Source organism: Burkholderia sp. WSM2232 (assembly GCF_000472545.1).
Taxonomy (GTDB): Bacteria; Pseudomonadota; Gammaproteobacteria; order Burkholderiales; family Burkholderiaceae; genus Paraburkholderia.
Genome location: NZ_AWZV01000017.1, coordinates 24226 through 38017, shown reverse-complemented (window position 1 = coordinate 38017; position 13792 = coordinate 24226). Strand labels below are relative to the sequence as shown.

Genomic DNA, 13792 nt, shown 5'->3' with positions numbered 1-13792 from the left:
TCTGCGCTCTCCCCGCACTACGTCATGCGGTTCTTGGCGAGCGGAGGATTCGCCGCAAAATAGCGCTTGATGCCGGTCATGATCGCGTCGGCCATCTTGTCGCGATAGGCGTCGTCGTTCAGGCGCCGCTCCTCGTCCGGATTGCTGATGAACGCCGTTTCCACCAGGATGGACGGAATGTCGGGCGCCTTCAGCACCGCGAAGCCCGCCTGTTCCACCGACCCCTTGTGCAGCTTGTTGATGCCGCCAATTTCCTTCAGCACGAAGTTGCCGTAGCGCATGGAGTCGCGAATCTGCGCGGTGGTGGACATGTCGAACAGCGCGCGGTTGACCGTGGCGTCGGCGGACTTGATGTTGATGCCGCCAATCTGGTCCGACGAGTTTTCCTTGTTCGCCATCCAGCGTGCAGCCGCGCTCGAGGCGCCGTGCTCCGACAAGGCGAATACCGACGAACCGCGTGCCTCGGGCGTGGTGAACGCGTCCGCGTGAATCGACACGAAAAGGTCCGCACCCACGCGCCGCGCCTTTTGCACGCGCACGTTCAGCGGCACGAAGAAATCGGCGTCGCGGGTCATCATGGCGCGCATGTTCGGCTGCGCGTCGATCTTCGCCCGCAGCTTCTTCGCTATGTCGAGCGCGACATGCTTTTCGTAAGTGCCCGAGCCGCCGATTGCGCCTGGGTCCTCGCCGCCATGTCCCGGATCGATTGCAACGGTCAGCAGACGCACCGTGTTGCTCTTGCCGGACTTCGGCGCGGTGAAGGTGTAGGTGTCGTCGCCGCTGTCGTCGTTGGCGAGACTGTTGGTGCTGTTGCCGTTGCCCTTGTTGTTGCGAGCGATTGCAGCCGGCGGCGTGGCGGGCGCGCCAGGCGTCGACGGTTTGGCGATGATAGGCGGCAACGAGGGCGACACGGACGGCGACGCGCCATGCGCAGGCGCACGCGGCACGGCCGGTGCTGCGCTACTGCCGCCGTTTTGCGCATAGCGCTCGAAGAACGCTTCGCTATTGTCGGCAACGGGCGGCGTCGTGCCTGGGCCGCTCAACGTGGCGGGCGGCGCGCCGTTTTCTTCGTTCAGGGTTTGCTGCTTGCGCTCGCTTTGCGCGAGCAGTTCCATCAACGGATCGGGCGCGACCGCCGGATAAAGGTCGAACACCAGCCGGTACTTGTAGGCGCCGACGGGCGGCAGCGTGAACACCTGGGGCTTCACCGAGCCCTTCAGATCGAACACCATGCGCACCACGTGCGGCTGGAACTGCCCCACACGCACCGACTGGATCTGCGGATCGTTGGGCGTGATCTTCGAGACCAGGTCCTTCAGCGCCTGATCGAGGTCGAGACCGCTCAGGTCGACGACGAGCCGGTCGGGGCCCTGGAGCAATTGCTGGGCATTCTGCAGAGGCTGATCGGATTCGATCGTCACACGCGTGTAATCGCGCGCGGGCCACACGCGCACGCCGAGCACCGAGCTGGCGTGCGCGAGACGCGGCGCCACGAGGCCGAGCACAAGCGTGGATGCGCCCGCGCGCAAAATCTGCCGGCGCCGCCAGTTATGCGTTGCGGTGGCCGCCGATTCGATCGAGCGGAACGGTTTGATCAACATCTTTCGAGACATGCCTTTCCTGTTTCGCTGTATGCCCGTGCGACGAGTACGCGGCCTTCGCCCTCGCTGTCCAGGTCGAGCGAGAAGACGAGATCCGGCACGCCGAGCAGTGCGCCCGCACGTTGCGGCCATTCGACGAGGCACACCGCGCCGCTGTCGAAATATTCGCGAAAGCCCGCGTCGGCCCATTCGGCCGGATCGGTAAATCTGTACAGATCGAAGTGATAAAGCGCGAGTTCCCCTGCGGGCCGCGCGAGCACATAGGGCTCGACGAGCGTGTACGTGGGACTGCGCACGCGGCCGGTATGACCGAGGCCGCGCAAGGTGGCGCGCACCAGTGTCGTTTTGCCGGCGCCGAGATCGCCGACCAGTTGCACTTGCAGACCGTGGAATGCGTGAGCGTTGGCGCTGCCGCGTTCGTTGCTCTCGCCGCTTTGGTTGCTTTCGTTGCTTTGGCTTTTGCCGCCATGCGGCCCGCTTGCGCCCAACGCCACATGTTCGATGGCCTGCGCGAAGCGCTCGCCGAACGCGAGCGTGGCGGCTTCGTCCGCGAACGCAAACAAGCGTTCGAGCAGAACTGCGGCGGGCGGCGCGATCGCGTGATCGGGATGGTCAGGCATTCTCGTAAAATGACGTGATGAACCGAAGTCCGGAGTCCCCCATGTGCCCTGTGTCCGACGCGCCTGCAACTGGCGGCGAGGCGCATGCCCAGCGTCAATTCGATGAAGCGGCGCTGCGTTCGCTCGCGCAGGACATCAAGACGTGGGGCCGCGAACTGGGTTTCGGGGCAATCGGCATTAGCGACACCGACCTCCGCGCTGCCGAAGCGCCGCTTGCAGCCTGGCTGGAAGCGGGTTGCCACGGCGAAATGGATTATATGGCCAAACACGGCATGAAACGCGCGCGGCCTGCGGAGCTTGTGGCCGGCACGCTACGTGTGATTACTGCGCGCATCGCCTATTTGCCCGCCGAGGCATTGAATGGAAAGCCGCCCGCAAGCGAGCTGCAAGAAGCGCCGCCAGGCCGCGACTGGCGGGCCGCCGAGCATGCGCGGCTGACGGACCCGTCGGCGGCCGTCGTCTCCATTTATGCGCGCGGCCGGGACTATCACAAGGTGATGCGTAACCGTCTGCAACAACTGTCAGAGAAAATTCAGGCGCAGATCGGCGCGTTCGGTTATCGCGTGTTTACCGACTCTGCGCCGGTGCTCGAGGTCGAGCTGGCGCAGAAAGGCGGCATCGGCTGGCGCGGCAAACATACATTGCTTCTGCAACGCGATGCGGGCTCGCTGTTTTTCCTCGGCGAGATTTATGTCGACGTGCCCTTGCCGACCGACGCCGAGACCTCTCCAGAAGCCGCGCCGGAAACGCCGGGCTCGCATTGCGGCCGTTGCACGCGCTGCATCGGCGCCTGTCCGACGGGAGCGATCGTCGGGCCTTATAAGGTGGATGCGCGTCTGTGCATCTCGTACCTGACTATCGAACTGAAGGGCAGCATTCCCGTCGAGATGCGTCCGCTGATCGGCAATCGCGTGTATGGCTGCGACGACTGCCAGCTCGTGTGTCCCTGGAACAAGTACGCGCAAGCCGCGCCGGTCGCGGACTTCGATGTGCGGCATGGGCTCGACCGCGCGTCGCTGGTGGAACTGTTCGGCTGGAGCGCGGACGAGTTCGATACCCGCATGCAAGGCAGCGCGATCCGCCGCATCGGCTACGAACGCTGGTTGCGCAACCTCGCCGTCGGTATGGGCAATGCGCTGCGTGCATCGCGCGACAGCTTGAGCGCCGAGGCACGCGAGGCGATTGTCGAAGCGCTCGGGCGCCGGGCCGACGACGCATCCGCACTCGTGCGGGAGCATGTGCAATGGGCACTCGAAGCGGCGTAAAGTATCGGCATTGATGGTGTGCGCTTGCAGTCAAGACATTGGCAAAGGAGGCGATATGTTCAACGCAGTGATCGATGCGCCGTTCGGCAAGGTCGGCATTCGGCTCGAAGGCGACGCTGTGCGTGAGATCGTCTATCTGCCGGAGTCCATGCAAAACGTGGCGCCCGACACACCATTGGCGCAACGCGTTGCCGAGCAGATCGAGCGCTATTTCGCAGAGCCGTCGGCAAAATTCGAATTGCCGCTCGCGCCGGTGGGCACCGCATTCCGGCGGCGCGTGTGGCAGGCGCTGTGCGAGATTCCGCCCGGCGCGGTCGTGACCTATGGGCAACTGGCAAAGCAGCTGGGCAGCGTGCCGCGCGCAGTTGGCCAGGCGTGCGGCGATAACTGTTTTCCAATCGTCGTTCCGTGCCATCGCGTGGTGAGTTCGAGCGGCATCGGCGGATTCGCGCATCAGGCCGAAGAAGGTTTCTTTCGTAACGTCAAGCGCTGGCTGCTCGCGCATGAAGGCATTCCCTACGCATGAGCGACACCCTGGTTGAAGACGCAAGCGCGGGCCTGTCCCAGTCGCCTTTGTTCGCCGCGAGCTCGGCGTCGATAGATGCTTTCTGCGACGCGCTCTGGCTCGAGCATGGGCTGTCGCGCAACACGCTCGACGCATATCGCCGCGACCTGCGTCTGTTCAGCGAGTGGCTTGCGCAATCCCGCAACGCGTCACTCGACACTGCCAGCGAAACCGATCTGAACGCCTATAGCGCGGCGCGTCAGAAAGACAAATCGACGTCGGCAAACCGGCGGCTTTCGGTGTTTCGCCGCTATTACGGCTGGGCCGTGCGCGAGCATCGCGCGCAAGTCGATCCGACGCTGCGCATCCGTTCGGCGAAGCAACCGCCGCGGTTTCCGTCCACGCTCAGCGAAGCCCAGGTCGAGGCGCTGCTCGGCGCGCCGGATATAGAAACCCCGTTGGGCCTGCGCGATCGTACGATGCTCGAGCTGATGTATGCGAGCGGCTTACGGGTCACGGAACTCGTCACGCTCAAGACCGTGGAAGTGGGCCTGAACGAAGGCGTGGTCCGCGTGATGGGGAAGGGTTCCAAGGAGCGCCTGATTCCATTCGGCGAAGAGGCGCACGGCTGGATCGAGCGTTACCTGCGCGACGCGCGGCCGGCGCTGCTCGGCGCGCGCGCGGCCGATGCGCTGTTCGTGACCAACCGCGCCGAGGGCATGACGCGCCAGCAGTTCTGGAACATCATCAAGCGGCACGCGGCGGCCGCGGGCGTGCATGCGCCGTTGTCGCCGCACACGTTGCGGCATGCGTTCGCGACGCATCTGCTCAATCACGGCGCTGACCTGCGGGTCGTCCAACTGCTGCTCGGCCACACCGACATTTCGACCACGCAAATCTATACACACGTGGCACGCGAGCGGCTCAAGTCGCTGCATGCCATGCATCATCCGCGTGGCTGATGCAGGCGCGCGTTCACAGCCATTCGCGCAGCCGGTGCTTGAGAATCTTGCCCGTGGACGCGGCGGGCAGCGCGGCGAGTATCTTGACTTCGGCGGGACGCTTGTAGGGCGCAAGGCGCTGCGCGCACCACGCGGCCAGTTCGGCGGGCGTGGCCGTTGCCTGCGCGGCCAGTTCGACGAACGCCACCACTTCCTCGTTGCCCTCGACCGGCCGCCCGATCACCGCCGACTGCACGACCTGCGGATGCGCGTTGAGCACATGCTCGACCTCGGCCGGATACACGTTGAAGCCCGAGCGAATGATCAGATCCTTGCTGCGCCCGACGATATGCAGCGCGCCGTCCGGGTCCTGGCGGGCGAGATCGCCAGTCTTCAGCCAGCCGTCTTGTGTGACGGCGGCGCGTGTCTGTTCCGGGTTGCGGTAGTAGCCGAGCATCACGTTCGGGCCGCGCACCCATAGCTCGCCGACCTCGCCGGGCGCGGCATCCACGCCGTCCAGTCCGACGAAGCGCACTTCGACGCCCGGGATCACCTCGCCGACCGAACAGTCGCCGCGCGGCGCATCCAGCATGGTCTGCGAGACAGTCGGGCTGCTTTCGGTCATGCCATAGCCGTTGTGCAGCGGCAGACCGTAGACGCGTTCGACCTGCGCTTTCAGAGCGGCGTCGAGCGGCGAGCCGCCCGAATAGACGAAACGCAGACGTGGTGCGTGCCATGCATGCCCCTGCGTGCTTAGATGCTCGAGCAGTTTTGCGTGCATGGCCGGCACGCCCTGGAAGATGGTCACGCCTTCGTCGGCGAGCGCACCGCGCACGGCCTCGGGCGCAAAGCGCGGGGCGAGGCGCAACGTCGCGCCTGCGTAAAGACTGCCGAGACACACTGAGGCGAAGCCGTACACGTGCGAAATGGGCAGCACCGCATAGACGACATCGTCGGGACGCACCTGACGCAGGCGGCTAGATACCGCGGCGATAAATAGCAGATTGCGATGCGAGAGCATCACGCCCTTCGGCGTGCCGGTGGTGCCGGTGGTGTAGATCAGCGCCGCGCACTGGCGGTGGTTCGCGGCCTCGACCGGTTCCGCTTGCGCTGAAGCGTCCACGGTATAGGACCATGTGCCGATGTCCGGGGCGATGTGCGGCGCCTCGGTCGCGCCATGACGCTGCGCGTGCTGGCCGGCGTCGCGGGAGCTTTCGAGTGCGTACGCCGTTACGCGCGGCTGCGCGTGCGCGCGAATCGCGTCCAGCTCCGCCGCCGACAGCCGCGCATTCGACACCAGCGCCCACGCGTCGAGCCGCGCCGTGGCGAAGAGCAGCACGATCTGCGCGATGCTGTTCTCCGCGACGATCATTACCCGATCGCCGCCGCGCACACCCCATTGGCGCAACAACGCGGCGGCGGCCTCGACAGCGCGCACGAGTTCCGCGCTAGTGAGGCGGCGGGCGTCTTCGATCAGCGCGACGTGCTGCGGATCGCGCGCGGCCGCGAGCGTGGGAAGATCGGAAATGCGCGCGGGCAGCGCGGCCAGCAGCGCGGGAACGTCGATTATTGGACGGCAGGGCGAAGAGGTGCTCAACGGCGTCTCCTGAATGCGATTGCGTGACCGGTGTGCGTCGCGCCGGTATATTTTCGAACGATCGTGCCACAATGCCGGGGCCCGCACAATTGGCCATTCGGCAAATAGCCGTTGTGCAAACTCGCTATTACAATGCGCCGATGAGCAAATCCAGACACGTTTCCGAGACCCCCGCGACGCAGTTCCTGCGCCGGCATGGCGTGACTTTCGGCGAGCATCCGTATGACTACGTCGAGCATGGCGGCACCGGCGAATCCGCGCGCCAGCTCGGCGTGGACGAACATCATGTCGTGAAGACGCTCGTCATGGAGGACGAGCACGCCAAACCGCTGATCGTGCTCATGCACGGCGACCGCACCGTCAGCACCAAGAACCTCGCACGGCAGATCGGCGCAAAGCGGGTCGAGCCGTGCAAGCCCGAGGTGGCGAACCGTCATTCCGGCTATCTGATCGGCGGCACGTCGCCGTTCGGCACACGCAAGCAGATGCCGGTGTACGTCGAGTCCAGCATTCTGGAGCTGGACAGAATCTGGTTGAACGGCGGGCGTCGCGGTTTTCTCGTCAGCATCGAGCCGAGCGTGCTGACCGGCTTGCTGGCCGCGAAGCCGGTGCAGTGCGCGAGCGTCGATTGACGTTTGCCTGAATTTTTTCGCGGCGCGCCCGTTCGGTAGAATGTGCGCCGCTTCGGTGGACCGCGTTGCGTGGCGTCGCGTTTGTTTCCGATTTTCGTTCCAAGTGGCGGTCGAGGTGCCCAGTTGCAGACCGCCGATCCTTATAAGAGTCACAGATGCAAAACCTGATCGTTGCTGTCGTTGCCTACCTGATCGGTTCGGTGTCGTTCGCCGTGATCGTGAGCGCCGCAATGGGGCTCGAGGACCCGCGCTCGTACGGCTCGGGCAACCCCGGCGCGACCAACGTGCTGCGCAGCGGCAGCAAGAAGGCCGCGATTCTCACATTGATCGGCGACGCCTTCAAAGGCTGGCTGCCGGTGTGGTTCGTCGTGCACTTCGGCGCGCGCTACGGGCTCGACGACACCTCGGTGGCGATTGCCTCCGTCGCCGTGTTTCTGGGGCACCTGTACCCGGTGTTCTTCCGCTTCAAGGGCGGCAAGGGTGTGGCTACGGCCGCCGGCGTGCTGCTCGCGATCAACCCGATTCTCGGCGTGGCCACGCTGCTGACATGGCTGATCGTGGCGTTCTTCACGCGCTATTCGTCGCTGGCGGCGCTGGCCGCGGCCGTGTTCGCGCCGATCTTCGACGCCTTTCTGTTCGGGCCGCACATCATCGCGCTCGCTATCGTGGTGATGAGCTCGCTGCTGGTGTGGCGTCATCGCGCGAACATCGCCAAGCTGATGCGAGGCGAGGAAAGCCGCATCGGCGACAAGAAGAAGGCGGCGGCTGCTTCGGGCGGCACGGCGGCGGGCGAAAAGCGTTGAGGAGCCGGGTTGGGCGTCTTGGGTTGACGTTCGCTGCCGTTTGGAGCGCATTGCGCGAATGCTTGCACTAGCGCGTGCATATGAGCTTGCGTTTGCACGTGCACATGCATTTGCGCTCCCACTGCCCGTCTGGTTTACGTGTGAACTTTAGTTTGAGCGCGGTGCCTGAGCGCTTTGCCTTAGAACTCGCAGATGCGCCAGGACTGCTTGCAGCAACCGCTAGCAACGCTTGCAGCGGCCGCCCAACAGCCGGCGCCCACGCCCACGACGTTCCGACCATGCGCGCCAGGCTCAGTCGCCGGGCTTAATCGCGGAAGTTATTGAAGTCGAGCGGCGTATCGGTCACGTCCCTGCGCAGCAATGCGATCACGCTTTGCAAATCGTCGCGCTTTGTGCCGGTTACCCGCACTGCGTCGCCCTGAATGCTCGCCTGCACCTTGATCTTGCTGTCCTTCACGAGGCGCACGATCTTCTTCGACAGGTCGCCGGATACGCCCTTCTTGATCTTGATGACCTGCTTGACCTTGTCGCCGCCGATCTTCTCGATCTTGCCGTAGTCGAGAAAGCGCACGTCCACGTTGCGCTTCGCCATTTTCGACAGCAGCACGTCTTTGACCTGACCGAGCTTGAAGTCGTCGTCGGCGTAGGCGGTGATTTCGTTTTCCTTGTGTTCGACGCGCGCGTCAGACCCCTTGAAGTCGAAGCGGGTTGAGATTTCCTTGTTGGACTGCTCGATCGCGTTCTTGACTTCAATCATGTTCGCTTCGCAGACGACGTCAAACGATGGCATTGCATTCTCCCAATAGTGCTGCGGTGCGCGACGCGGCCGGCGGCTCGTCGCGAGGCACTCGCTATAATCACGGACCGACGTCATTTTACCGACGCCACCCTCATTTGCCCAAGGCCGCCGCGCGGGCCCGCTGCCCGCAGCCGTTGCGCCGTCGCCATAGCTTTCATCCGATGTCTCAATCCGATTCCGCCGGCTTCATTGCCGGCTATCCGCTCAAGGCGCACAACACCTTTGGTTTCGACGTCCGCGCGCAGTGGGCGTGCCGCATCGAGCATGAAGCGCAGTTGCTCGCCGCGGTGCGCGATCCGCGCGCGGCCGGTCTGCCGCGGCTCGTGCTGGGAGGCGGCAGCAACGTCGTCCTGACGCGCGACTTCGCGGGACTCGTGCTGCTCGTGGCATTGCGCGGACGTCGCGTGGTGGGCGAAGACGCCGAAGCCGTGTATGTCGAGGCAGCCGCCGGCGAGCCGTGGCACGAGTTCGTTGCGTGGACGCTGTCTCAGGGTCTGCCTGGCCTCGAGAACCTGGCGTTGATTCCGGGCACTGTCGGCGCGGCGCCTATTCAGAATATCGGCGCGTATGGGCTCGAAATGTGCGAGCGCTTTGCGTGGCTGCGGGCCGTCGAGCTCACTTCTGGCGACAGCGTCGAACTGGATAGCCGGGCGTGCGAATTCGGCTATCGCGACAGTTTTTTCAAGCGGGAAGGGCGTGATCGCTTCGTAATCACGTCGGTCACATTCCGGTTGCCGAAGGCCTGGCAGCCGCGTGCGGGCTATGCGGATCTCGCGCGGCAGCTTGCTGCGAACGGCTACGAGGCAGGCGGCAACGAACCCGATGCGCGGGCCATCTTCGACGCGGTCGTCGCGGTGCGGCGCGCAAAGCTGCCCGATCCGGCGGAACTGGGTAACGCAGGCAGCTTCTTCAAGAATCCGGTGGTCGGCGCCGATCAGTTCGACGCGCTGAAAAAGCGCGAGCCGGACGTGGTTTCGTACCCGCAGCCGGACGGACGCATGAAGCTCGCCGCGGGCTGGCTGATAGACCAATGCGGCTGGAAGGGCCGTTCCCTTGGCGCCGCGGCTGTCCACGAGCGCCAGGCGCTGGTGCTGGTCAATCGCGGCGGCGCGAGCGGCGTGGAAGTGCTGGCGCTTGCACGTGCGATTCGCGACGACGTGTTCGAACGATTCGGCGTCGAGCTCGAAGCGGAACCGGTTTGCTTGTGAACTGATAAGCGATGGTGTGAAGCGAGCTGCTTGCCGTTGCGGACGACGCACATAGAAAAAGGCGCCGGAGCTTGCTCGCGGCGCCTTTTTGTTTCGGCTGACGGGACGGGCGTTTGATGCGCCTGCGGGGGCAGGAGGTTCGCCTGCCCCGGTGTGTTTGCGGTTAGCTGCACTGATGGCAGTGCCGCGCTACTGCGGTACGGCGCTACTGCGGTACGGTCGCCGCGCCATTCCCGATGCCGGCTGGCCGCATTGCCACACTGCCGCGCCCTTGCCCGAAGCGATGTTGCGCGGCTCGCCGCGCAGACCGCGTTCGCTGCTTAACCGCGCTGGCGGCGCGCGTTCTCCGCGATGCGCATACGCAGCGCGTTCAGCTTGATGAAGCCGCCGGCGTCGGCCTGGTTGTATGCGCCGCCGTCGTCGTCGAACGTCGCGATGGTCTTGTCGAACAGCGTTTCCTTGGAATCGCGGGCGACCACCGACACGCTGCCCTTGTACAGCTTCACGCGCACCCAACCGTTGACCTTTTCCTGCGTGTGGTCGATCAGCACTTGCAGCGCGCGGCGCTCGGGGCTCCACCAGTAGCCGTTATAGATCAGCGACGCGTAGCGGGCCATCAGATCATCCTTCAGGTGGGCGACTTCGCGGTCGAGCGTAATGGACTCGATGCCGCGGTGCGCCTTCAGCATGATCGTGCCGCCCGGCGTTTCATAGCAGCCGCGCGACTTCATACCGACGTAACGGTTTTCGACCAGATCGAGACGGCCGATGCCGTGCTTGCCGCCCAGACGGTTCAGTTCAGTCAGCATTTCCGCCGCCGACAGACGCTTGCCGTTAATCGCAACCGGATCGCCGTGCTCGTATTCGATGTCGATGTATTCGGCCTGATCGGGCGCCTGCTCCGGCGACACCGTCCAGCGCCACATGTCGGCTTCCGCTTCGGCCTTCGGGTCTTCCAGGTGGCGGCCTTCGAACGAGATGTGCAAAAGGTTCGCGTCCATCGAATACGGGGCGCCGCCTTGCTTGTGCTTCATCTCGATCGGAATGCCGGCTTTTTCCGCATACGCGAGCAGCTTTTCACGCGACAGCAGGTCCCATTCGCGCCAGGGGGCGATCACCTTGATGCCCGGCTCGAGCGCGTAGTAACCCAGCTCGAAACGAACCTGGTCGTTGCCCTTGCCGGTTGCGCCGTGCGACACCGCCTGCGCGCCGGTGGCGCGGGCAATCTCGATCTGGCGCTTGGCGATCAGCGGACGCGCGATCGACGTGCCGAGCAGGTACTCGCCTTCGTAAATGGTGTTGGCGCGGAACATCGGGAACACGAAGTCGCGCACGAATTCTTCGCGCAGGTCTTCGATAAAGATGTTTTCCGGCTTGATGCCCAGTTGCAGTGCCTTCTTGCGCGCCGGTTCCAGCTCTTCGCCCTGGCCGATGTCGGCCGTGAACGTGACGACTTCGGCGTCGTAGTTGTCCTGCAACCACTTCAGGATGACGGAGGTGTCGAGGCCGCCCGAATAGGCGAGCACGACTTTCTTGATATCGCTCATGGTGAACTCGTAGCTGGAGAAAGCGGGAAAACAGGGCGCTCCGGCGGTTCCGGAGCGCGGAAAACAACTATTTTGACACTAAATGGGCATGCGCCCGCGTTTTTGGGCCGTTATTGGGCCGCTTTTGGGCCGTCATCGGGCTATTGCCACGAAAGTTTGCCGGGGCGCTGGCGCTGCCGCTAGCGCGGCGGCTAGCTGCGTGCCACGGGACGCCTGTGCCTTGCACCTGACCAACGCACCGGCGTGCTTCGCGCAGATGCTGCGCTGCGCGCTGCTCAGTGATTGAGCTTGCCGAGCAGCAGATACTCCATCAACGCCTTTTGCACATGCAGACGATTTTCCGCTTCGTCCCAGACGACGCTTTGTGGGCCGTCGATTACCTCAGCGCTAACCTCTTCGCCGCGATGGGCCGGCAGGCAGTGCATGAACAGCGCATCCGCATGAGCGCGCGACATCATTTCCGCATCGACGCACCAGTCGGCAAAGGCTTTCTTGCGCGCCTCGTTTTCGGCTTCGAAGCCCATGCTGGTCCACACGTCGGTGGTGACGAGGTCGGCGCCTGCGCAAGCTTCGTTTGGGTCGTCGAATTCCTCGTAGAACGGCGCGCTTTCCGCGGCGACCAGAGCGCGGTCGAGCTTGTAGCCCGGCGGCGTGGACAGGCGCAGCTTGAAGCCAAGAATCTGTGCGGCTTCAATCCACGTGTAGAGCATGTTGTTGGCGTCGCCAACCCACGCTACCGTTTTGCCGCGGATCGGACCGCGATGCTCGAAGTAGGTGAAGATGTCGGCCAGAACCTGGCACGGGTGATATTCGTTGGTCAGCCCGTTGATCACCGGCACGCGCGAATTTTCGGCGAAGCGCTGAATGATGTCCTGACCGAACGTGCGGATCATGATGATGTCGACCATGCGCGAGATGACCTGCGCGGCGTCTTCGATCGGTTCGCCGCGGCCCAGTTGCGTGTCGCGCGTGCTCATGAAAACCGCGTGGCCGCCCAGTTGGAAAATGCCGGCTTCGAACGACAGACGCGTGCGTGTCGAATTCTTCTCGAAGATCATGGCGAGCGTGCGGTCGTGCAGCGGGTGATATGTCTCGTAGTTCTTGAACTTGCGCTTCAGAATTCGCGCGCGCTCCAGCACGTACTCGTAGTCGTCTAGCGAGAAATCCTTGAACTGCAGATAGTGGCGAATTTTCTTGGCGGTCATGAAACAAATACGGCGGTCTCACCCGGCAGGATTGCCGGACGGCGCCGCCGTCGTTTTGTGGTAACTCAATGCAGCATAAAGGATTTCGCCTCGTTTGACGAGTCGGCCAGAAGGCCGGGAAAGCCGCTTGAAAGTCATACGAGGCTGTCGGAAGAGGCTTGTGTGCAGTGCGGAAAAAGGTCCGCTGCGCTATAATCTGCGGGTTATTCCAAGGCCCAGCAGGCCAGTGCTCCGCTCGTGAGACATGGCGTGGGTTCGCGCAATGTGTTCAAAGCAGGTCCGGGCGAATTCGCAGGCCCGCTTCGCAGGCCGGGTCCCAAGGCCAACTCGCGGGGCGCATGTCGGCGTAGGCACAGCGCGTGCATCACAAGGCGCGCGTGAGAGTCAGGAGCCGCGTACAACCGCGGTCAACCCGCGGGGCCAGCCGTCCTGCAAGGTGCGCACGGTCTGTGGCGGCGCGGCTCTCCCGTTCGGTTCACACGCCGGGCACAGCGCGGGCACAACGTTTCGAATCCGCTTTATCGCTTGCTGTCGCCGTCATCCGCTGGGCAGTCACACAGGTATTTCTACATGGCCGAAGCAGCTCCAACCGAATACTTCATTCAGGGCATCACGTCGACGGGAAAAAGATTCCGGCCGAGCGACTGGTCGGAGCGTCTCGCAGGTGTGATGTCATCTTTCGGACCGGGTGCGAGGAAGGGCCCAAACGCCTATATGCAGTACTCGCTGTACGTCCGGCCGACCATGATCGGCGACCTCAAATGCGTGATTCTCGATTCGCGCCTGCGCGACATCGAACCCATGGCATTCGACTTCGTAATGAACTTCGCGAAAGACAATGACCTCGTGGTGACAGAGGCGTGCGAGCTCGAACTCGAGCATGCGCCGCCGCCGCAAACCAAGCGGCACATCATCTGAGGCGAGCCGCGCTGGCTCGCCGCAAAGCAAAGAACCCGCGCCCGGCGGGTTTTTTTGCGCGCGCAGGGCGGTGGTCTGCCGGTTCTTGCCTTGCGCGGCGAATGCGCGGGAAGTTTGCGGCAAACCAACCTGCCGCAAATCCGCTGCACGT

Annotated in this window: 13 protein-coding genes; 7 read left to right on the top strand and 6 right to left on the bottom strand. The window is 64.0% G+C overall.

Annotated features, from left to right (window positions below; all coding sequences use genetic code 11):
- Window positions 1-17: 17 nt before the first annotated feature.
- Together F757_RS0117005 and tsaE are read right to left on the bottom strand one after the other, a co-directional pair.
- Window positions 18-1613 (bottom strand): N-acetylmuramoyl-L-alanine amidase, encoded by a 1596-nt coding sequence (locus F757_RS0117005; RefSeq protein ID WP_027212437.1) that lies wholly within the window; start codon window positions 1611-1613, stop codon window positions 18-20.
- A complete protein-coding gene (tsaE, locus tag F757_RS0117000) occupies window positions 1595-2221 on the bottom strand; it encodes a tRNA (adenosine(37)-N6)-threonylcarbamoyltransferase complex ATPase subunit type 1 TsaE (protein ID WP_027212436.1) in 627 nt (208 codons plus the stop codon). The genes F757_RS0117005 and tsaE overlap by 19 nt, the downstream gene beginning before the upstream one ends.
- A gap of 17 nt (window positions 2222-2238) precedes the next feature.
- Between tsaE and queG the strand changes: the two genes are divergently transcribed.
- From queG to xerD, 3 genes are read left to right on the top strand one after another with little or no spacing between them, the layout of a single operon-like run.
- Entirely contained in the window at window positions 2239-3486 is a 1248-nt protein-coding gene (gene queG / locus F757_RS0116995) for a tRNA epoxyqueuosine(34) reductase QueG (RefSeq protein WP_027212435.1), read from the top strand.
- 55 nt (window positions 3487-3541) lie between these two features.
- Complete coding sequence (locus tag F757_RS0116990) at window positions 3542-4012, top strand: methylated-DNA--[protein]-cysteine S-methyltransferase (RefSeq protein ID WP_027212434.1); 471 nt, start codon at window positions 3542-3544, stop codon at window positions 4010-4012.
- Window positions 4009-4953, top strand: coding sequence for a site-specific tyrosine recombinase XerD (gene xerD / locus F757_RS0116985; RefSeq protein ID WP_027212433.1), 945 nt, complete (start codon window positions 4009-4011; stop codon window positions 4951-4953). The genes F757_RS0116990 and xerD overlap by 4 nt, the downstream gene beginning before the upstream one ends.
- A 13-nt stretch (window positions 4954-4966) precedes the next feature.
- Here the strand turns inward: xerD and F757_RS0116980 are convergent, their stop codons facing one another.
- Entirely contained in the window at window positions 4967-6529 is a 1563-nt protein-coding gene (locus F757_RS0116980; protein WP_027212432.1) for a class I adenylate-forming enzyme family protein, read from the bottom strand.
- A gap of 140 nt (window positions 6530-6669) precedes the next feature.
- Here F757_RS0116980 and ybaK point away from each other — a divergent pair, with 140 nt between their 5' ends.
- Window positions 6670-7161, top strand: a complete 492-nt coding sequence (ybaK, locus tag F757_RS0116975) for a Cys-tRNA(Pro) deacylase (RefSeq protein ID WP_027212431.1) — start codon at window positions 6670-6672, stop codon at window positions 7159-7161.
- 155 nt (window positions 7162-7316) lie between these two features.
- Entirely contained in the window at window positions 7317-7964 is a 648-nt protein-coding gene (gene plsY, locus F757_RS0116970; protein ID WP_027212430.1) for a glycerol-3-phosphate 1-O-acyltransferase PlsY, read from the top strand.
- 304 nt (window positions 7965-8268) lie between these two features.
- Here plsY and F757_RS0116965 read toward each other — a convergent pair whose 3' ends face one another.
- The gene (locus F757_RS0116965; RefSeq protein WP_027212429.1) at window positions 8269-8754 is read right to left on the bottom strand and encodes a YajQ family cyclic di-GMP-binding protein; all 486 of its coding nucleotides are present in this window, start codon (window positions 8752-8754) and stop codon (window positions 8269-8271) included.
- Window positions 8755-8924: 170 nt separating this feature from the next.
- Here F757_RS0116965 and murB point away from each other — a divergent pair, with 170 nt between their 5' ends.
- Entirely contained in the window at window positions 8925-9971 is a 1047-nt protein-coding gene (gene murB, locus F757_RS0116960) for a UDP-N-acetylmuramate dehydrogenase (RefSeq protein WP_027212428.1), read from the top strand.
- A gap of 320 nt (window positions 9972-10291) precedes the next feature.
- Here murB and F757_RS0116950 read toward each other — a convergent pair whose 3' ends face one another.
- Window positions 10292-11518 carry an argininosuccinate synthase gene (locus F757_RS0116950; RefSeq protein ID WP_027212427.1) on the bottom strand — a complete coding sequence of 409 codons (1227 nt, stop codon included), beginning with the start codon at window positions 11516-11518 and terminating at the stop codon, window positions 10292-10294.
- Window positions 11519-11793: 275 nt separating this feature from the next.
- A complete protein-coding gene (argF, locus tag F757_RS0116945) occupies window positions 11794-12723 on the bottom strand; it encodes an ornithine carbamoyltransferase (RefSeq protein ID WP_027212426.1) in 930 nt (309 codons plus the stop codon).
- Between the two features lie 570 nt (window positions 12724-13293).
- Here argF and F757_RS0116940 point away from each other — a divergent pair.
- Window positions 13294-13641 carry a DUF3579 domain-containing protein gene (locus tag F757_RS0116940; RefSeq protein WP_013340323.1) on the top strand — a complete coding sequence of 116 codons (348 nt, stop codon included), beginning with the start codon at window positions 13294-13296 and terminating at the stop codon, window positions 13639-13641.
- Window positions 13642-13792: the final 151 nt, after the last annotated feature.